This is a genomic window from Streptomyces sp. Tue6028, assembly GCF_002300165.1.
GTDB lineage: Bacteria > Actinomycetota > Actinomycetes > Streptomycetales > Streptomycetaceae > Streptomyces > Streptomyces siamensis.
In genome coordinates this window covers 40,839-60,777 of record NZ_MLCE01000031.1, presented here as the reverse complement: position 1 = coordinate 60,777, position 19,939 = coordinate 40,839, and the positions used below count along the sequence as shown (strand labels likewise).

At 70.7% G+C, this 19,939-nt stretch carries 7 protein-coding genes; 3 read left to right on the top strand and 4 right to left on the bottom strand.

The annotated features are described in order from the left end of the window. Positions 1–4: 4 nt before the first annotated feature. The gene (gene ngcE / locus BKI49_RS28905; RefSeq protein ID WP_095937205.1) at positions 5–1,411 is read right to left on the bottom strand and encodes an N-acetylglucosamine/diacetylchitobiose ABC transporter substrate-binding protein; all 1,407 of its coding nucleotides are present in this window, start codon (positions 1,409–1,411) and stop codon (positions 5–7) included. A gap of 903 nt (positions 1,412–2,314) precedes the next feature. Between ngcE and BKI49_RS28900 the strand changes: the two genes are divergently transcribed. Then, positions 2,315–6,139 carry a GH92 family glycosyl hydrolase gene (locus BKI49_RS28900; RefSeq protein ID WP_095937204.1) on the top strand — a complete coding sequence of 1,275 codons (3,825 nt, stop codon included), beginning with the start codon at positions 2,315–2,317 and terminating at the stop codon, positions 6,137–6,139. Positions 6,140–6,212: 73 nt separating this feature from the next. Here the strand turns inward: BKI49_RS28900 and BKI49_RS28895 are convergent, their stop codons facing one another. The 3 genes from BKI49_RS28895 to acnA form a co-directional block, all read right to left on the bottom strand. Further along, positions 6,213–9,488 carry a GH92 family glycosyl hydrolase gene (locus BKI49_RS28895; protein ID WP_095937203.1) on the bottom strand — a complete coding sequence of 1,092 codons (3,276 nt, stop codon included), beginning with the start codon at positions 9,486–9,488 and terminating at the stop codon, positions 6,213–6,215. A gap of 377 nt (positions 9,489–9,865) precedes the next feature. Next, positions 9,866–10,945 (bottom strand): lytic polysaccharide monooxygenase auxiliary activity family 9 protein, encoded by a 1,080-nt coding sequence (locus BKI49_RS28890; protein ID WP_095937424.1) that lies wholly within the window; start codon positions 10,943–10,945, stop codon positions 9,866–9,868. Positions 10,946–12,057: 1,112 nt separating this feature from the next. Next, a complete protein-coding gene (gene acnA, locus BKI49_RS28885; RefSeq protein ID WP_095937202.1) occupies positions 12,058–14,772 on the bottom strand; it encodes an aconitate hydratase AcnA in 2,715 nt (904 codons plus the stop codon). A 249-nt stretch (positions 14,773–15,021) separates the two neighbouring features. On the opposite strand from acnA, the gene BKI49_RS28880 reads away from it, so the two are divergent. Beyond that, complete coding sequence (locus BKI49_RS28880) at positions 15,022–15,219, top strand: DUF4236 domain-containing protein (RefSeq protein WP_095937201.1); 198 nt, start codon at positions 15,022–15,024, stop codon at positions 15,217–15,219. Between the two features lie 114 nt (positions 15,220–15,333). Further along, positions 15,334–19,866, top strand: a complete 4,533-nt coding sequence (locus BKI49_RS35440; RefSeq protein ID WP_179332613.1) for a hypothetical protein — start codon at positions 15,334–15,336, stop codon at positions 19,864–19,866. Positions 19,867–19,939 lie beyond the last annotated feature (73 nt).

The following is a 19,939-nucleotide window of genomic DNA, read 5'->3' as shown; positions in this document are numbered from 1 at the left end:
AGTGCTAGCTGACCTTGATCTTGTCGACGGAGTCGTCTTCCCGGACCTTGTCGGAGATCTTCTGCAGAGCCGAGGTCAGACCCTTGGCGTCGAGGTCACCGGAGAGGAACGAGTTCCACGGCACCAGCTGGTCGGTGTTCATGCCGTAGGCCTCGACGAAGTTGTAGGTGAAGATGTTGGTGCCCGCGGCCTCCAGCATCTTCGTCTGCGAGACGAGGGCGGACGATCCGTAACCGTCGGCGGGCACGGTGCCCTTGACGATCGTCGGGGCCAGCTTCGTCTTGGAGAAGTTGGCGGCCGCGTCCTTGGACAGCATCGCGCGCAGCACTTCCTTGCCGCCGGCCGGGTTCTTGCCCTTCTTGGGGACGATGAACGGCTCGCCAGCGGCCGCGCGAATCGCCTCGTAGGGCAGCTTCGGCTTGCCGGTGAGCGTCATCGACGGGAAGCCGGTCATCTGGAAGTCGGCCTTGGTGGCCTTCTTCATCTCGTTCTCGATCCAGCCACCGGACGGGTAGAGCAGCGCCTTCTGGTCGTTGCTCCAGATCGCCTGCGCCTTCTGGAACTGGGTGCCGGAGCCGCCGGGAACGAACATCTTCTCCTTGACCATGGTCTCCATGACCTTGATCACGCCCTGGATGGCCGGGTGCGACCAGCAGCCCTTCTCCAGGTTCTCCAGCGCGAGCCGGACCTCGTCGCCGCCCTCCTTGATCGCCGAGTCGATCAGGAGCGTGCGGTAGTAGGTCGCCGCCTCCTTGCCGTGGACGAAGAGGTACTTGCCCTTCTTCTTCGCCTTCTGGCCGAGGTCGAGCGCTTCGTCCCACGTCTTCGGCGGGGTCCAGCCGTTCGCCTCGAACAGCGTCTTCGAGTACCAGACGCCATACACCGTCATCACATAGTTCAGCCCGACGAACTTGTCCTTGAACGTGCCGGGGCCCTTGATGCCGGGATAGATCGTGTCGGCGATCTTCTTGCCCTCGTAGTTGTTCGCCTCGAGGACGTCGTCGAGCTCCTCGAGCTGGTCGAGGATGCCGAGGAAGCCGATCTGGTCCTCGCCGGAGTTGTCGATGAGGTCCGGCGGGTTGCCGCCGACGAAGCGGGGCTGGAGCTCCGGGGCGATGTCGACGACCGGCTTGACCTTGACGTCGAGACCGTTGCTCTTCTCCTTGGCGATGTTGCCGGCGTAGGTGACGTAGTCGACGCCGTAGCCGCCGTTGAAGATGGCCGCGTCGACCTTGGAGTTCGCGGCGACACCGAACGGGTTGTTGGCGCTCGTCTTGCCCTTCGCCCCCTTGTCGTCATTACCGCTGTCGGAGGGGGAGCTACAGGCGACGGCGAACGACCCCATGGCCGCGGTCGCGATCGCCCCGCGCAGGAGCGTCCGCCTGTCGAGAGAGCCGGCACGAATGGTCATTTCCGCATCCTCACTGATCGATTGGATCTGTACGGTTTGCTGCGTGTTCGGCTGCCGGGCCGGGGTGGCCCCGTGCTTGCCGCACTTCTCTTTGAGCGCGTCCTGGTGTGGGTCTCCGCTTGAGATGTCGGCGGAGATGCACACCGGGGCGTTTCGCCGTCGTCTCGGAGCCGCTCAGCGGCACCGATGGTGATCAGCTGAGTGATGTCGGAAAAGCAGTCGCCGGGGCCGCGGCCGGAGCGGCAGTCTCGCTCCGCTTGATGAGATCGCGCTGGCCTACGCCGGGGGTGGATCCCATGCTCAAGTCCTCGCCTTCTCCAGGACTCAGGCGGTGAACCGGATCCTCCCCGGCACCGCGGTTAGGTCAAGCTGGGGTCGTGCGTGGGGGATTCACCGAGCCGGCACGACAGTCGGTGTATGTGACACCCTCCGTCGCCTCCCGATTTCCCCCCGGGGTCCTGCCTGTCCACGGCCGTCGAGCGGCTAGGCGGACGCCGACAGGTATAGTCCACTTCCCGCCAACGGAGCAAGATCGAATACGGGTTTGGCCGCCGGTCTTTTCCGAGTTGAGACCTCGCGGAAATGTGCGGCCCGCACACCCCGCCCCCACGAAGATCGTCGGGGGTCAACCTCCCGCATTGAACGCAATGTGCCGTTCGTCGGATCGCATTCACACCGGATGCCTCACCCAACACCCTTGACACCGCTGACAACTTGACTCACAAATGGTCCTTGCGCATCGAATTTGACAACGTTGTCCACGGCACGCGAGTGAGCCGAAGGGGGCGCCTGCGTCAAGGATGTGAGCGCGTCGCGGCCCCCGGGGCCCCGTCGCGCCGCACCCTCGACACGGGCTTCGCCACCCGCCGGTGAACGAGCCAGAGACAGGGAGGGTGCTCGCGCATGCAGCACAGCGCTCGGTACAGACGGAGTTCTTCGACTCGGCCGAGATGGGGTTCACCGACCGCGCTGGGGGTGGTGGCACTCTCCCTCGTGGTGGCCTCGCAGGGGGTGGCGGTCGCGCTGCCCGCCCAGGCGGCGGCCGCGGACCGGGAGTTCAGCTCCTCCTTCGAATCGGGAGATCCGGCACCGGACTGGCTCAACACGGTCGACACGGGTGCAGACGGGTCGAAAAGGGCCTCGGGTGTCGACGGTGGCTACAGCACCGGCATCCCCGGCAATGTGACCGACCACGTCACCGACGTCCGGGCCAGCGGTGAGAACACCGGCGCGGGCGAGGTGAAGGAGAACCTCGCCGACGGCGAGTCGAGCACGAAGTGGCTGACCTTCGAGCCCACCGGCTGGGCGGAGTTCGACCTGGACGCCCCGGTCAAGTTGGTGACCTACGCGCTGACCTCGGCCAACGACCACGACGAGCGCGACCCGAAGGACTGGACCCTCCAGGGCTCCACGGACGGCAAGGACTGGAAGACCCTCGACACCCGCACCGGGGAGTCCTTCGGCGAGCGGTTCCAGACCAAGTCGTACGACCTCGACAGCCCGGCCGAGTACCAGCACTTCCGGCTCGACGTCACCAAGAACAACGACGGCGACATCCTCCAGCTCGCCGACGTCCAGTTCTCCACGGGCAAGAGCGACGACCCGACGCCCAAGGACATGCTGTCGCTGGTGGACCGCGGACCGAGCGGCTCGCCCACCGCGAAGGCGGGCGCGGGCTTCACCGGCAAGCGGGCCCTGCGCTACGCCGGCACGCACAAGGCGGACAGCCGGGCGTACTCGTACAACAAGGTCTTCGACGTGAACGTGGCGGTCGGGCGCGACACACAGCTGTCGTACCGGATCTTCCCGTCCATGGCCGACGGCGACCGGGACTACGACGCCACGAACGTGTCCGTGGACCTGGCCTTCACCGACGGCACCTACCTGAGCGACCTGTCCGCGGTCGACCAGCACGGCTTCGCGCTCACCCCGCAGGGCCAGGGCGCGTCGAAGGTGCTGTACGTCAACCAGTGGAACAACGTCGCCTCGCGGATCGGTTCGGTCGCGGCGGGCAGGACGGTCGACCGGATCCTGGTCGCGTACGACTCCCCGAAGGGCCCGGCGAAGTTCCGGGGCTGGCTGGACGACGTCGCGCTGAAGACGGTCGCGCCCGAGAAGCCCAAGGCGCACCTGTCCGACTACGCGCTGACCACCCGCGGCACCAACTCCAGTGGCGGCTTCTCGCGCGGCAACAACTTCCCGGCGACCGCCGTCCCGCACGGCTTCAACTTCTGGACGCCGGTGACCAACGCGGGCTCGCTGAGCTGGCTCTACGACTACGCCCGGGCGAACAACTCGGACAACCTGCCCACCATCCAGGCGTTCAGCGCGAGCCACGAGCCGAGCCCCTGGATGGGTGACCGGCAGACCTTCCAGGTGATGCCGTCGGCGGCGTCCGGCACCCCGGACACCGGGCGCGGCGCCCGCGCGCTGGCCTTCCGGCACGAGAACGAGACCGCCCGCCCGTACTACTACGGGGTGACCTTCGAGAACGGTCTCAAGGCCGAGATGGCCCCCACGGACCACGCGGCGGCGCTGCGGTTCACCTACCCCGGCGACGACGCCAGTGTGGTCTTCGACAACGTCACCGAGCAGGCGGGGCTGACCCTCGACAAGGACAACGGCATCGTCACCGGCTACTCGGACGTGAAGTCCGGGCTGTCGACGGGCGCGACCCGGCTGTTCGTGTACGGCGTCTTCGACGAGAAGGTCACCGGTGGGGACTCCAGCGGCGTCAAGGGCTACCTGCGCCTGACACCGTCCAAGGACCACACCGTCACCCTGCGCCTGGCCACCTCCCTGATCAGCGTCGACCAGGCGAAGGACAACCTCCGCCAGGAGATCCCGGACGGCACGTCCTTCGACAAGGTCAAGTCGCGGGCCCAGCACCAGTGGGACGCCCTGCTCGGCAAGGTCGAGGTGGAGGGCGCGACGACGGACCAGCTGACGACGCTCTACTCCAGCCTGTACCGGCTCTACCTGTACCCGAACTCGGGCTTCGAGAAGGTCGGCGGGAAGTACCAGTACGCGTCGCCGTTCTCGCCGATGCCCGGTCCCGACAGCCCCACCCACACCGGCGCGAAGATCGTCGACGGCAAGGTGTACGTCAACAACGGCTTCTGGGACACCTACCGGACGACCTGGCCGGCCTACTCCTTCCTGACACCCAGTCAGGCGGGCGAGATGGTCGACGGGTTCGTGCAGCAGTACAAGGACGGCGGCTGGACCTCACGCTGGTCCTCGCCCGGCTACGCGGACCTGATGACCGGCACCTCCTCGGACGTGGCGTTCGCGGACGCGTACGTGAAGGGCGTCGACTTCGACGCGGAGTCGGCGTACGCCGCGGCCGTGAAGAACGCGACGGTCGTCCCGCCGACGTCGGGCGTGGGACGCAAGGGCATGTCGACCTCGCCGTTCCTCGGCTACACGAGCAGCGACACCCACGAGGGACTGTCCTGGGCCCTGGAGGGCTACCTCAACGACTACGGCATCGCCAAGATGGGCCAGGCCCTCTACAAGAAGACCGGCAAGAAGCAGTACAAGGAGGAGTCCGAGTACTTCCTCAACCGCGCCCAGGACTACGTCAACCTCTTCGACACCAAGGCCGGCTTCTTCCAGGGCCGTGACGCCAAGGGCGACTGGCGCGTCGACTCCTCCAAGTACGACCCGCGTGTGTGGGGTTACGACTACACGGAGACCAACGGCTGGGGCTACGCGTTCACCGCGCCGCAGGACTCGCGCGGTCTCGCCAACCTGTACGGCGGACGCAGCGGCCTCGCCGAGAAGCTCGACGCGTACTTCGCGACGCCCGAGACGGCCTCCCCCGACTTCGTGGGCTCGTACGGCGGTGTCATCCACGAGATGACCGAGGCCCGCGACGTGCGGATGGGCATGTACGGCCATTCCAACCAGGTGGCCCACCACGTCAACTACATGTACGACGCGGCGGGACAGCCCTGGAAGACGCAGAAGAACGTACGTGAGGTGCTCTCCCGCCTCTACACCGGCAGCGAGATCGGGCAGGGCTACCACGGCGACGAGGACAACGGCGAGCAGTCGGCCTGGTACCTCTTCTCCGCGCTCGGCTTCTACCCGCTGGTGATGGGCAGCGGCGAGTACGCCATCGGCTCCCCGCTGTTCACCAAGGCGACGGTCCACCTGGAGAACGGCAACGACCTGGTGGTGAAGGCGCCGAAGAACAGCGCGAAGAACGTGTACGTGCAGGGCCTGCGGGTCAACGGGAAGAAGTGGACGTCGACCTCGCTCCCCCACTCGGTCGTCTCGCGCGGCGGGGTGCTGGAGTTCGACATGGGCGCCAAGCCCTCCTCGTGGGGCACCGGCAAGAACGCGGCACCCGTGTCCATCACCCAGGACGACAAGGTGCCCGCACCCCGCACGGACGCCCTCAAGGGCGACGGCGCGCTCTTCGACAACACTTCGGCGACCGACGCGACCGTCACGTCCGTGGACCTGCCGGTCTCCGCGTCCGCCAAGGGCGTCCAGTACACGCTGACGTCCTCCGACCACACGAAGGCCCCGGCCGGCTGGGTGCTCCAGGGCTCCAGCGACGGCACGCAGTGGACGGACCTGGACAAGCGCTCCGGCGAGTCCTTCGCCTGGGACAAGCAGACCCGCGCGTTCTCCGTCGCGCGGCCGGGCGCGTACACGCACTACCGGCTGGTCCTCGACGGTGAGGCGACCCTCGCGGAGGTGGAGCTGCTGAGCTGACGCACACCCCCCACGGGAGAAGGGGCGGGCGCGGAGAACTCCGCGCCCGCCCCGCTTTTTCCTCTCGTCGCCGTCAGCCCACCGCGAGGGTGAAGACGTGCAGGTCGGCGTTGTCCGGCAGCCGTACGCTGCGGACGGTCTTCCCGGACGGCGCCTCGAAGGGCTTGGTGGCGAAGACGTACGTCGCCACCGGGTCCTTGTCGGCGCCCGCGACGTTGCGGTACGCGGCCTTCGCGACGGTCGCGTTGCCGTACTGGACGGTGCCGCCTCCTCCGCCGACGGTCCAGTCGGTGAAGGACAGGTCGACGGCGTCGGTGGTGCCGTCGGTGTACGTGACGGTCGCCTTGGTCTGCTGGTTGCCGTTGACCGCACTGCCGATGAAGGACAACCGGGCGGCCGGCTCGGCGAGTTCGACGGTCTGGCCGGTCGCCGAGGCGTTGTCGGGGCGGCCGGCCGGGGAGTTCGGCCAGGTGAAGGTCAGGCCGTCCACCGTGCCCCGCTCGCCCGGGGTCAGCCCCGCGTCGGCGAGGGCCTGCTTGGAGTAGCTCCAGCCGCCTCCGTCGTAGTCGGCCTCGTCGTGGTCGCCGCTGTCGTCGGAGACGCCGGTGTTGTTGTAGGCGGCGAGCAGCGAGTCCGGGGCGGCGACCGTGAGGGCCACCGGCTGCCGGTACGAGGTGTCGTCCGAGGACACCGAGACGTCGACGTCGTAGAAGCCCTGCTCGGCGTCCGCCCCCGCCGACAGCGTGATCCGCTGCGCGCCGTCGGTCACGGTGCCCTCCGCGGGAGTCGCCGTCACGCCCTTCGGCACCTCCACGTGGAAGCGCACCTCGGGGCCCGCGCCGCCGCTCAGCGCGAGGGCGCGGATGTCGAGCGTGGTGCTGCCGCCCGGCGCGAGCGTGGCCGTGGTCGGCCCCACACCGATCTGGTACGGCTGTTCGCCCGTGCGGAAGGACGGCGGTGCGGCGGCCTCGTCGGCGCCCCAGGTCCGGTCGGGCGTGCCGGACAGCGTGTAGTCGAGCGTGCCGCCGTCCCGGACGAAGGAGGCCGGCAGCCAGGGCCGCTCACCGGTGCGCCCGTCGACGCGCAGCGACCGGACGTACGGGGCGTCCACGGCGGCGCCCCGCGCCCTGATCTCGATGTCGGCGCCGCCCGGACGCTCGATCTCGATCCTCGGGAACAGCGGTGACGACAGGGTGAGTTCGGCGCGCGAGGGCACCTGGGGATACATGCCGAGCGAGGAGAAGACGTACCAGGAGGACATCTCGCCGAGGTCGTCGTTGCCGGGGATGCCGCCCGGCTCGGTGGACCACAGCCGGGTCATCGCCGCGCGCACCGTCTCCTGCGCCTTGTAGGGCGCGCCCGCGTAGTCGTACAGGTAGGGCACGTTGATCGACGGCTCGTTGTCCAGCTCCGACTTGTCGCCGCCGCTGCCCGTGAAGGCCCAGCTGCCGTCGGCGTTGTGGAAGAAGGCGTCCAGCCGGTCCAGCGCCTTGGCACGGCCGCCCATCGCGGCGAACAGGCCGGCCGGGTCGTGCTGCACCATCCAGGTGTACTGGGCGGCGGTGCCCTCCACGAACCCGTTGCCCGTCGCCGGGGTGAAGCCGGTGACCCAGCTGCCGTCGGCCTTGCGGTTGGCGATGTAGCCGCCGCTGGGGTCGGCGGCGAGGTTGAAGCTGTTCTGCCACCACTGGGAGCGCCGGGCGAACTCGGCGGCGGTCTTCCGCTCCCCCGCCGCCGTGGCCAGCTGGGAGATCGCGAAGTCCGCGCCGGACATCTCCAGGGTCTCCGCCGCGCCGCCCCACGCGTTGGACACCGAGGGCATGTAGTGCTGCCGGAGGTACTTGTCGAGCGAGGGCCGCTGGCCGACCGACAGCACCGGCTTGCCCGCCGACGACAGGTCCTTCTCCGTCGGTACGGTCGCCGCCCGCACCAGCGAGTCGAGCGCGCCGCGCAGGTCGAAGTCGGTGCCGCCGAAGGCCCTGATGCCCGCGAGGGCGGGCGCCGACGGGTCGCCGTTCATGACGTGCGTGCCGTTCGCGCCGTGCAGCCAGCGGTCCCACACGCCGCCGTTCTGCCGGGCGAGTTCGAGCAGCGACTGCGCGATGTCGGAGCCGGTGTCCGGGTCGAGGAGCGTCAGCAGCTGGACCTGGGAGCGGTAGACGTCCCAGCCGGAGAAGGTGCCGTACTGGGCCTCGTGCCCGCGGCCCACCGTGTGGACCTCGTCGTCGCTGCCTCTGTATCTGCCGTCGGCGTCGCTGATGACGTTCGGGTGCAGGAGCGCGTGGTACAGCGCGGTGTAGAAGGTGGTCCGCGACGCGTCGGTGCCGCCGCCGACCCGGATGGCGCCGAGCCGGTCGCGCCAGGCACGGCGGGCGGCGTCCCGGACCGCGGCGAAGGACCGGTGCGGCCCGTTCTCGGCGGAGAGGTTGGCCTCGGCGCCCGCCCGGCTGACGTACGAGATGCCCACCTTGACGTTCACCGGACCGGTTCCGGGCTCGAACTCCACATAGCCGCCGGCGCCCTTACCGGCGACGGGACGGCCGCCCTGGCCGAACCCGCCGGTCCCGCCGCTCGCCTCGGTGCTCCCGGGGCTGAGTTTGTCGTCCTGCCAGGTGCCCGTCTTCTTGAAGTCGCGGTCGAAGCGGGCGGTGAAGTGGAGCGTGTAGTAGGCGCGTCGGCCCTCGGGGTCGAGGTATCCGCAGAAGTTCCCGGAGGTGACCGATCCGGAGACGGTGCGGGTGGCCGGGTCGATGCGCACGTCCGAAGCGGTCGAGCCAACTTCGGAGTTGGCGGTGCGGATCAGCAGGGAGGCGGGTTTGTCGGCGGGGAAGGTGAAACGGCCCGAGCCGGTGCGCGCGGTCGCGGTGAGGTCGGCGGTGACGCCGGAGGAGAGTTCGACCCCGTAGTGGCCGGGGTCGGCCGTCTCGTCGGTGTGCGCGAAGTCGGCCGCGTACACGGCGTCCTTGGTGTCGCTCGCCGGAGAGGAGGTGACCTCGCCGGCGTACGGGAAGAACGGGATGTCGCCGCTGCCGCCCGCGCATCCCGTGCCGGACATGTGGGTGAGGCTGAAGCCGCGGATGCGGGTGGCGTCGTACTGGTAGCCGCCGGGCGCGGCCGTGCGGGTCGCGTCGCCGCGGGTGTTCTCGGGGCTCCAGGACAGCATGCCGAAGGGCACGACGGCGCCCGGGAAGACATTGCCGCCGTTCTTGGTGCCGATGAGCGGGTCGACGTACGTGGTCGGGTCCCGGACGAGGTCCGGCGGGTCGGACTGGGGTGCGGCGAGCGCCGGGGTGGCGCCGGCGACCGTCAGGGCGACGGCCAGCAGAACGGATGACGGACGGAAACGCATGACGCGGCCCCTCCTCCTTCGGACGGGTCGCGCACCACAGGTCGCACAAGCCGCAGGGACAGTAGCGTGCGCCACGGGTACCACGGAAGACCGCCTGCGGCCCGCAGGGCGCGTCCGGCGCACCCCCGGACGGCGCAGCGGGGGCTCCTGCACCCCAACTGGCTTGACATCGTTGTCGGTTGAGGCGGTAGAGTTTTCCGAAGACCGTTCGACAACGTTGTCGCACACTGCGATCGGCACAAGCCACGCCCCGGGCTCTCGGTTTCCCGCGAGCCGGGGGCATCGTCCCGGGCCGGGCCTCCCCCGACCTGTCCGGGCTCGCGGACCGGGTGAGTCGCGAACCACCCACCCGGTCCGCCCTGAGCAAGGGCGCGGGATCATCCCACCCGGCAGGGAAGGGATGTCGACGGGTCGTCACCCGATCCGGAGACGACATAACCGAATGTCGCGCCGGCGCCCGGAGCCAGCGCTCCGTTCCAGTCGGCGTTGTGCACCATCACGTCCTGACCGTCGTACGTGGCGTTGCCGTTCCAGAGGCTGGCGACCGACTGCCCGTCCGGCAGCGTCCAGTCGACCATCCAGCCGAGCATCGGCACGTCTCCGGTGTTGGTGACGGTCACCTCGGCCTGGTAGCCGCCGGACCAGCTGTTCGTCGTGCGGCGGGTGGCCGAGCAGGCGCCGGGCGGGGGTTCGGTGGGGTTGCCCGGGTCGTGAATGCCCGTCACTTCACCGTTGCCGCCGTCGAAGACGACGTCGGAGCAGGAGTAGAACGTCTCGGCGCTGTCGGAGCGCTGCCAGACCATGTAGATGATGTGGCGGCCCGACTTGTTCGCCGGCAGCGTGCCGCTCCAGGAGTAGTTGGCCTCGACCGTGCCCGGGGTGCCGTGGAGCGGCGGGTGGTCGACCGTGAGGAACGGCTGCTCCTCCATGTCGTACCAGGTGAGGGTCCTGGTCGGGTCGAAGCTGTCCTTGGTGACATAGACGCGGAACCAACCCGGGTGGGCCGCCCAGGCGTTGTACGCGAAGTCGACCGTGGCGCCCGACGTGAGGTGGGTGAGCGGCCAGTCGTCACGCGGCAGGTCGAAGCCGGTGAAGTTGGGGTTGCCCCCGCTGCACAGCGCGCCGTCGGGGACGAAGCCGCGGGTGCGGCCCGCGCCGTCCGAGCGCAGCACGGAGAACCAGTTGTAGAACGGCGTGGTACCGCCGGCCTGTTGGGCCGCCCTGCACGCCGGGTTCACGGGCTTGATCTCGCCGGTGTCGGTCAGCCCGTCCTGCCAGCACAGGAAGGTGCGACTGCCCGGCTTCATGGGGGTGCCGTGCGCCGCCGCGCCACCGCCGGCCGCGAGCACCAGCCCCAGGGCCGGCAGGGTGGTGAGCAGGGCGAGCAGCACGAGGAAGAGGGCCCTGTGCCGGGCGGGGAACGGTAATCGGCGCCTCGGCCGGAGCGTTGATGTCATGGTCATGTCATTCCGTCCTTCCATGGGCGGGCGCGCGGTGAAGGTGTCCGGATCACGTGAGGTGGGAGCGGTTCCGGGGGCGGGTTCCGGTCCACCGGTCTATGGGAGCGCTCCCACCCCACTCACTCGTGAAGCTAGCGCTTCGGGGAAGCGGTGTAAACGGGTGACGCACGAGTGCGGGGTCCGTGTGCACGGGGCGTGTGGGGGCGTCGGCGCGGGCCGCGGTCCGGCGCCGCGGGGCCGCCCCCATGGGGACGTGCAGCCCCCTCCGCAGCGGGGTGCGCCTCGGGGCCGCTGGGGCGGGGGGCCGCCTCCGTCGAGAACGGCGGGGTCCCCGCCTCGGCGGAGCGGGCACGACCGCTCCCTCGGCACAGGCCCGACAAACGCCTCTCGCCCCCGCCGCCCCTACCCGTCCCTTACCTCTGGGGGCTCCGCCCCCAGACCCCCGATCAGCCTGGACGGCCTCGTCCTCAAACGCCGGACGGGCTGAAAGGTGACTCCCAGCCCTCAGGCGGAACCGGGGTGGAGGGGGCGGGGGGCCGGAGGAGCGGGGGGTGAGGGGGCTTGGGGGTGAGGGAGCTGGGGAGCTGGGGAGTTGAGGGGGTGGGGGCTGGGGAGTTGAGGGGGGCTTGGGGGGTTGAGGGAGCTGGGGGGCTGAGGGATTGAGGGCCTGAGGGCCTGAGGGCCTGAGGGGCTGAGGGCCTGGGGAGCTGAAGGGCTGAGGGTCCACACGGACCACACGGACCACATGAACCACATGAACCACATGAACCACATGAACCACACGGGCCATACAGACCACACAGGTCATATGGACCACGCGAGGTAACCGCCCAGGCCCACGGGGTGTTGGGCGCCAGCCCGACTCACACCCGCACTCGCCCTCTCACGGAAGGGGCCGTGCCGGTGAATCAAATGCCCGTTGCGGACGGCGCCACCCACCCACCGAGGCTCTACCAGCACCGCCCCGCACAACGGCTGCAACGGGCGGATCACCGGCACGGACCCGACCCACCCACCGAAGCGGTGGCGAGACGGGGAACACGAAGGACCGCACCCCCGTCACCGGGGATGCGGCCCTCGACCGCGCTACAACTGCCCTGCCGTACCGCTTACTTGCGGATCAGGTTGCGCAGCACGTACTGCATGATGCCGCCGTTGCGGTAGTAGTCCGCCTCGCCGGGGGTGTCGATGCGGACGACCGCGTCGAACTCGACGCCGGTGTCGGTGGTGACCTTCACCGTGCGCGGGGTGGTGCCGTTGTTGAGCTCCTCGACGCCGGTGAAGGAGAAGGTCTCCTCGCCGGTCAGACCGAGGGACTCGGCCGTGGCGCCCTCCGGGAACTGGAGCGGGAGGACACCCATGCCGATGAGGTTCGAGCGGTGGATGCGCTCGTACGACTCGGCGATGACGGCCTTGACGCCCAGGAGCGCGGTGCCCTTGGCCGCCCAGTCGCGGGACGAGCCGGAGCCGTACTCCTTGCCGGCCAGGATGGCCAGCGGGATGCCCTGCTCGATGTAGTTGCGGGAGGCGTCGTAGATGAACGACACCGGGCCGTCGGCCTGGGTGAAGTCGCGGGTGTAGCCGCCCTCGGTGCCCGGCGCGATCTGGTTGCGCAGGCGGATGTTGGCGAACGTACCGCGGATCATGACCTCGTGGTTGCCGCGGCGGGAGCCGTAGGAGTTGAAGTCACGACGCTCCACACCGTGCTCGGTGAGGTACTTGCCGGCCGGAGTGTCGGCCTTGATCGCACCGGCCGGGGAGATGTGGTCGGTGGTGACCGAGTCGCCCAGCTTGGCCAGGACGCGGGCGCCGGAGATGTCGGAGACCGGCGCCGGCTCCATGCCCATGCCCTCGAAGTACGGGGGCTTGCGCACGTAGGTCGACTCGGTGTCCCACTCGAAGGTGTTGCCGGTCGGGACCGGCAGCGCCTGCCACTGGGCGTCGCCCGCGAAGACGTCCTGGTAGGACTTGTTGAACATGTCCTCGCCGATGGCGTTCGCCACGACGTCGTTGACCTCGGCCTCGGTCGGCCAGATGTCGGTCAGGTAGACCGGCTTGCCGTCCTGGTCGATGCCCAGGGCGTCCTTGGTGATGTCCACCTTCATGGAGCCGGCGAGGGCGTACGCGACGACCAGCGGCGGGGAGGCCAGGTAGTTCATCTTGACGTCGGGGTTGATACGGCCCTCGAAGTTGCGGTTGCCCGAGAGGACCGAGGTGACCGCGAGGTCGTGGTCGTTGACGGCCTTGGAGACCTCCTCCGGCAGCGGGCCGGAGTTGCCGATGCAGGTGGTGCAGCCGTAGCCGACGAGGTTGAAGCCGACCTTGTCGAGGTACGGGGTGAGGCCCGCCTTGTCGAAGTAGTCGGTGACGACCTTCGAGCCCGGGGCGAGGGTGGTCTTGACCCACGGCTTGCGGGTCAGGCCCTTCTCCACGGCCTTCTTCGCGACGAGCGCGGCGGCGACCATGACGTACGGGTTCGACGTGTTGGTGCAGGAGGTGATGGCGGCGACCGTCACCGCACCGTGGTCGATCGTGTAGGTCGTGCCGTCGGGGGCGGTGACCGTGACCGGGTTGCTCGGCACGCCGTTGGAGGAGGCCGGGGCGTCGGAGGCCGGGAAGGACTCCTTGCCCGCCTCGTCGGCGGTGTCCACGTAGTTGCGGACGTCGGCCTTGAACTGCTCGGCGGCGTTGGCGAGGACGATACGGTCCTGCGGGCGCTTCGGGCCGGCGATGGAGGGAACAACCGTCGACAGGTCCAGTTCGAGCTTCTCGGAGAAGTCCGGCTCGGCGGCCGGGTCGAGCCACAGGCCCTGCTCCTTGGCGTACGCCTCGACGAGCGCGACCTGCTGCTCGGAGCGGCCGGTGAGCTTGAGGTAGTTCAGCGTCTCGCCGTCGATCGGGAAGATCGCGGCGGTGGAGCCGAACTCCGGCGACATGTTGCCGATGGTGGCGCGGTTGGCGAGCGAGGTGGCGGCGACGCCCTCGCCGTAGAACTCGACGAACTTGCCGACGACGCCGTGCTTGCGCAGCATCTCGGTGATCGTGAGCACCAGGTCGGTGGCGGTGGTGCCGGGCGTGAGCTCACCGGTGAGCTTGAAGCCGACGACGCGCGGGATGAGCATGGAGACCGGCTGGCCGAGCATCGCGGCCTCGGCCTCGATGCCGCCGACGCCCCAGCCGAGGACGCCGAGGCCGTTGACCATGGTGGTGTGCGAGTCGGTGCCGACGAGGGTGTCGGGGTACGCCTGGCCGTTACGGACCATGACGGTACGGGCCAGGTGCTCGATGTTCACCTGGTGGACGATGCCGGTGCCGGGCGGGACGACCTTGAAGTCGTCGAAGGCGGTCTGGCCCCAGCGCAGGAACTGGTAGCGCTCCTTGTTGCGGCCGTACTCCAGCTCGACGTTCTGCGCGAAGGCGTCGTTGGTGCCGAACTTGTCGGCGATGACGGAGTGGTCGATGACCAGCTCGGCCGGGGAGAGCGGGTTGACCTTCGCGGGGTCGCCGCCGAGCTCCTTGACGGCCTCACGCATGGTGGCGAGGTCGACGACACAGGGCACGCCGGTGAAGTCCTGCATGATCACGCGGGCCGGCGTGAACTGGATCTCCTGGCTCGGCTGCGCCTGGGAGTCCCAGCCGCCGAGGGCCCGGATGTGGTCGGCGGTGATGTTGGCGCCGTCCTCGGTGCGGAGCAGGTTCTCCAGCAGCACCTTCAGGCTGTACGGAAGGCGAGCCGAGCCTTCCACCTTGTCCAGCCGGAAGATCTCGTACGACTCGTCGCCCACCTGCAGCGTGCTGCGGGCGTCGAAGCTGTTCGCCGACACGACAGTCTCCTTCATTGATGTGCGCGTACCACCGCAATCCTGCCGCCACGCGGTCTTGGCCGATCCGCTAAGGTAAGGCTAAGTTAGGTAACCCTTACCGAGGTGGCGGCTGCGGGGCGCCTCGGCAGATATCTCGATGTCGAGATAACTCTAGTACATGGGCGCGGGCTGGTCATGCCCGGCCTCTTGCGGGGTACCCGGTGTCGGCCGGGATCCACCCGGCGTAACCATCGCAAGGGGGGGGCAGCCATGCCACTCACGTTCCGCAAGAGTTTCCGCATACTTCCCGGGGTCAGGCTCAACATCAACCGCAAGTCGTGGTCCATCACCACCGGCGGCCGGCACGGGCCGAAGCACACCCACAGCAGCACCGGGCGCCGGACGACGTCGATGGACCTGCCGGGGCCCTTCGGGTGGCGGCGCACCACACGCGCCCGGCGACACTGAGGCCCCCACCCGCGTCTCGTACAGGCGTTCGCACCCCATGTGATGAAGTGTGCACGGCAGTCGGACACCGCCACGGCGGTGCCGTACGGGGATCACGTGCACAGGGGGCGCTGCGTGACGGCGGGCTCGACGACCGGATACGACCACCACGGGGCGCACTTCCTCGCCCTGCTCACGCCCGCGGCCGGGCCCGGCGAGGCGGGACGGATCAGACGGCGGCTCGGGGAGCGGGAGCCCCGCCACCTCACCTGGGTGCCGCTGTCCGCCGAGGCCCGCGCGAGCGCCGCCCAGGACCCCGACCCGCTGGTGCGGCGCGCCCTGGTCCGGGCCAAGGACGTCACCTCCGACGACCTGGCCCTGCTGCTCCTGCGCCCCGACCCGGTCGTCGACCTGCACGTGTACGAGCACCGCTGGGCACGGTCGTGGATGCGCCGGCTCGTCCTGACGCCCGGGCGGCACGCCGACCCGGCGGCCCTCGCACCGCTGCGCGAACGCATCCTCGCCACGCAGCGGGAGCTGCCCGGCGTCCCGCACTTCGTGGGAGCCGGTGTCGTGAGCGACGTGCCCGAGGTGGTGGAGCACGCCCTGCGGGTGCGGGGCACGGACCTCACCAGCGCCGAGCAACTGCGCGCGGTGCAGGGCCTGCTGCCCCACCCCGGCCGGCTGCGCGCGCTGCTCGAAGCGGCGGACGCACCGCTGCGTCCCGCCGTCGCCGAGCTCGCACGCGCGGCACTCGACTCCGACGGCGACCGGTTGCGGGCCGCCGTCGTGACCGCCGAGGGACCGCACGGGCTCGTCGCGGGACTGCGCGCGGGCGAGGCCGAACCCCGCTGGCGCCGGACGCTGGAGTGGGACGCGCTCGTCGCCACGCACCGCGAGGAGCCGCTTCCCGAGGCCGCCGTGCGGTTCCTGGCCGGTCGCTCCGACTGCCCGGAGTCCGTGCTCGCCGAGCTGTACCGCACCCACCCGGCGGTCGTGGCCGATGTCGCCCGTGCCTGTCCCGCGCTGGTGCGTGCCGCCGCGGCCGTCCCCGGCCACCCGGAACTGGCCCGGATCTGCGCCGCGCTGAGCGGGGAGGCCACCGGCCCGTCCGCCGCCGCCTCCCCCGCGGTTCTCGCCGACCTTTCCGCCGTGGTGCTGGACGCCGTCGCGCCCGCCCGCACGGCCGCCGCGGCCCTGACCGAGCTGGGCGCCACTCCTCCGTTGCGGGATCTGCTGCACCTCCGCCTCGGCGGGGACCCGGACCGGTGGGCCACGCTGCGCACCACCCTGTCCCGGTACAAGGGCACGCTGGCCGCGCTGCTCGACGCCGTCGCCGAGGGCACCGCACCCGCCGGACCGGCGAAACCGCCCGCGCTGACGAAGCCGTACCGCTTCCTGCTGTACGCGGCCGGGCCGGCCGATCTGAGCGCCCTGCTGCCACGGCTGCCCGACGACCTGCTGACGGCGCTGCTCGGCAAGGGCTCGCTGCCGCCGCACGCCCTGGACACCGCGCTCGCTGCGGGCGATCCGCGGGTCGCCGCCGCCATCGGCGGCAATGTCGCGCTCGGCGCCGGTGCGCTGCGCCGGCTCACCGAGCTGGACGAACCGTCCGTCAACGCCGCCGTGTTCCTGAACCAGAAGGCCACGCTGTCGCTGCGCCGCGCGATCGTCTCTGGACTCCCGCGCACGCCGGGCCGCTCGGAGCGGGTGCCGCTCGACGAGAAGCTGCGCACCGCACTGCTCGGCGACACGCTCCAGCATCTGCGGACGCCGCTCGCCACCAGCGGGGACCCCGAACTCGTGCACCACGCCTGGCCGTTCCTCAGCGACCGCGCACGGCACTACGCCGTCGTCCGGGTCCAGGAGAACGGCGGCGCGACGGAGGTACGCCGGCTGCTCGGGCTGTTCGGCGAGGAGGCCCTCACCCACCCCGTGCTCCGAAGGGCGCGGGGCACGGACGAGCCGGGCGGGCTGAAGGAGGACCTGTACCCCTTCGACGACCCGGACACCCTGCCCGCGCTGCTCGCCGAGCCGCGCGGGCGCAACGCCACCCGGCGTCTGATGCCCGTCCTCGTCCACGAGCCGTACGCCTACGACTTCGGGCGGCTGGTGGCGGCGCACCGCGCGACGCCCTTCCAGCCGGAGCCGGTCGAGGAGCTGTTGCGTCACGAGGACGTCGACGACGCGGTCCGGGCGGCGTTCACGGAGGACGCCGGCGACGAGCAGGACGCCGACCCGGCCGGGCGGCTGCGTTCCGCGTCCTTTCCGGGCTGGGCCTGGTTCGCGCGCATGGCGGGGCGCGGGCTGCTCGCCCCCGAACGGCTGGTCGACACCGCCCGCCCGGCCCGGGCCGTGCTCACCGGTCTGCGCCGGCCCGACGACGCCGTGGCCGCCGAGGCCCGCGCGAGCGCCGCGGGCCTCGTACGGGAGCATCTGGCCGGCCATCCCGAAGGATGGGTCGTGGCGCTGCACCTCCTGCCGACGTACGAGGGGACGCTCGCCGAACTGATCCAGGTGGCCGCGCAGGTGGCGGGCCCCCGGCCCGACGCCGAGGAACTGGCCCGCCGGGACGCGCGTGAACTGGCCGCGGTGCGGGAGACCTCGGTGTCCGTCGCGGCCGTCCCCGCCCTCACCCCGGTCCAGGAGCGCTCGCTGCGCGAGGAGGCGGGGCCCCTCTCGGCGCTGCCGGCGGTGCATCTGCTGCGCACGCTCGTGCCGGGTGCGCCCGTTCCCACCGACCGGCAGGTGCTGCGCACGCTGGCGAACGCCTACCCCTACAGCGTGCCGGGGGTCGAGCGCCCCGACTGGCTCGTCGAGGCCTGTGCCGCGTACGGCTCCGCCGCGGGCGGTGAGCCGGTGGTGCCCCGTGAGGCCCCGCTGCGGCCGCTGTCCGACATGGACGAGTACCGGCACGGGTTCGTCACGCCCCGCGAGATGGTCGCCCGGACTCCCGTGCGTGCCATGACCCCCGTGCCGAAGGCGTGGCGCACGCACGGCGCGGAGGGGCCGCAACTGCGGGCCGCACGCGCCCTGGTCGCCGAGCGGCTCGGCGTCGACGGCGGGCGCTGGCTGCGCGCCCTCGGCGCGCTGGAGGCGTGCGGGGCCGACCTGACCTTCGGCGAGGCACTCGACGCGGGCACGACGGACCGGCCCCTCGGCGAAGCGCTCGACGCGGGCCGTACGGGCGACACGGGCGACACGGACGGCACGGACGGCACGGACGGCACGGACAGTACGGGCAGCACGGACGGCACGGGCGACACAGACGGCACGGACGGCACGGGCAGCACGGACGGCACGGGCAGCACGGGCGACACAGACGGCACGGACGGCACGGGCGCGGAGGCCACGTCCGTCACCCTGTCGGGCGCGCGACTCCTGCTGCACGCCGACGTCGACGCGCTGACGGCCGTGCTCCCCCTGCTCGGGCCCGGGGCGGCGGCCGCGCTGACCGGGCACGCGTGCGCGAGCGGCCATCTGCCCGAGGCGCTCGTCGCGTGTCTCTTCGCTCGCGACGACCGCGAGGCGCTGCTCGTGCTCGCCCGGTCGTGGCGCGAGCTGTACCGCGACCACGAGCTCCAGCTGCGGCTCCTCGGTCTCGACGAACCCGAGGTCAACGCGGCCCTGTACGGCAGGGCGCTGGGTGGCGCGGCCTCCATGGACGTGCGCCGGACGATCCTCTCCCGCCGCCCGCAGGGCCGCGCCGCGCGGGGCCCGGACGACCTGCTGCCGCTGGCGCCGGAGCTGCGCCGGGAGTTGCTGGGTTCCTCGTACTACTCCGCCGAGCGGGAGCACCTCCAGCGCATCCAGCTCGAAGCCGCGGACGCCGAGATCGTCGAGCACGCGCTCGCCTCGTGGGGGAAGCGGCGCCCTCAGCTCGACCATCTGCTCGCCGCACGCGCCTCGCTGCGGTCCGGCGGTCCGGAACACCTGCGGTCGCTCGTGGACCGGGGTCTGCTGAGCCCCGCAGCGGCCAAGCTGGCCGTGAAGGCGCTCGGCTCACCCGACCCGGACGCGGTGCTCTCCGCGCGCCTCGACCGTGAGCTCGGCGCGGACCGGCTGGTGGCGCGGTTGCGGTCGTGCAAGGCGTACAACGAGGAACTCCGTGTCCTCGAACTGCCGTACGCGCGCGATTGGGACGTACTGCGCAGAGCGCACGAGGAGCAGCCCTTCCCGTCCGCCGTGTGGAGGGCGCTCGGGGAACTGCCGGACGCTCCCGACACGGTCACCGCGACCGGCATGGACTGGCAGCGGCTGCGCAGGCGCGCCCTGGTCGGGCGCAGCGCCGAATGCGCCCGCGCCGCCGTGGCGCACCGCGAGCGGACGGGCCACCGTGACGTGCGGACCGCGATGTTCGACCATCTCGTCGAGCGGGGCCTGCTCACCGGCGGGGACCTGGTGCACCGCGCCGCGGGCGCGGCAGGAGTGCTGCACTACCTGGCCGAAGGAGCGGTGCGCCGCGAGCTTCCCGACCCCGTCCGCACGGCGGTGCGGGAGGCCACGGACGAAATCGGCAGACTCGTGACAAAACTTCTCAGTACCGATGAATCGTCATGGAAGCGCCTGTTCGCGGCACTCACCGGACGGGACGTGAACTGGCTGCGCCCCGGATGCGCCACCACGGTCGCCGCACTGCTGGAACACAGCGCCCGAACTCCCTTGTAACGGACTCGCGATGACCCCCACCACCCGGAAGGGTGCGCTCCATTTTTCTTTATCTCACATCCGATATACGGTC

Coding starts and splice junctions, on each gene's coding strand:
- ngcE (WP_095937205.1), bottom strand. CDS start 1,411: ATGACCATTCGTGCCGGCTCTCTCGACAGGCGGACGCTCCTGCGCGGG.
- BKI49_RS28900 (WP_095937204.1), top strand. CDS start 2,315: ATGCAGCACAGCGCTCGGTACAGACGGAGTTCTTCGACTCGGCCGAGA.
- BKI49_RS28895 (WP_095937203.1), bottom strand. CDS start 9,488: ATGCGTTTCCGTCCGTCATCCGTTCTGCTGGCCGTCGCCCTGACGGTC.
- BKI49_RS28890 (WP_095937424.1), bottom strand. CDS start 10,945: ATGACATCAACGCTCCGGCCGAGGCGCCGATTACCGTTCCCCGCCCGG.
- BKI49_RS28880 (WP_095937201.1), top strand. CDS start 15,022: ATGCCACTCACGTTCCGCAAGAGTTTCCGCATACTTCCCGGGGTCAGG.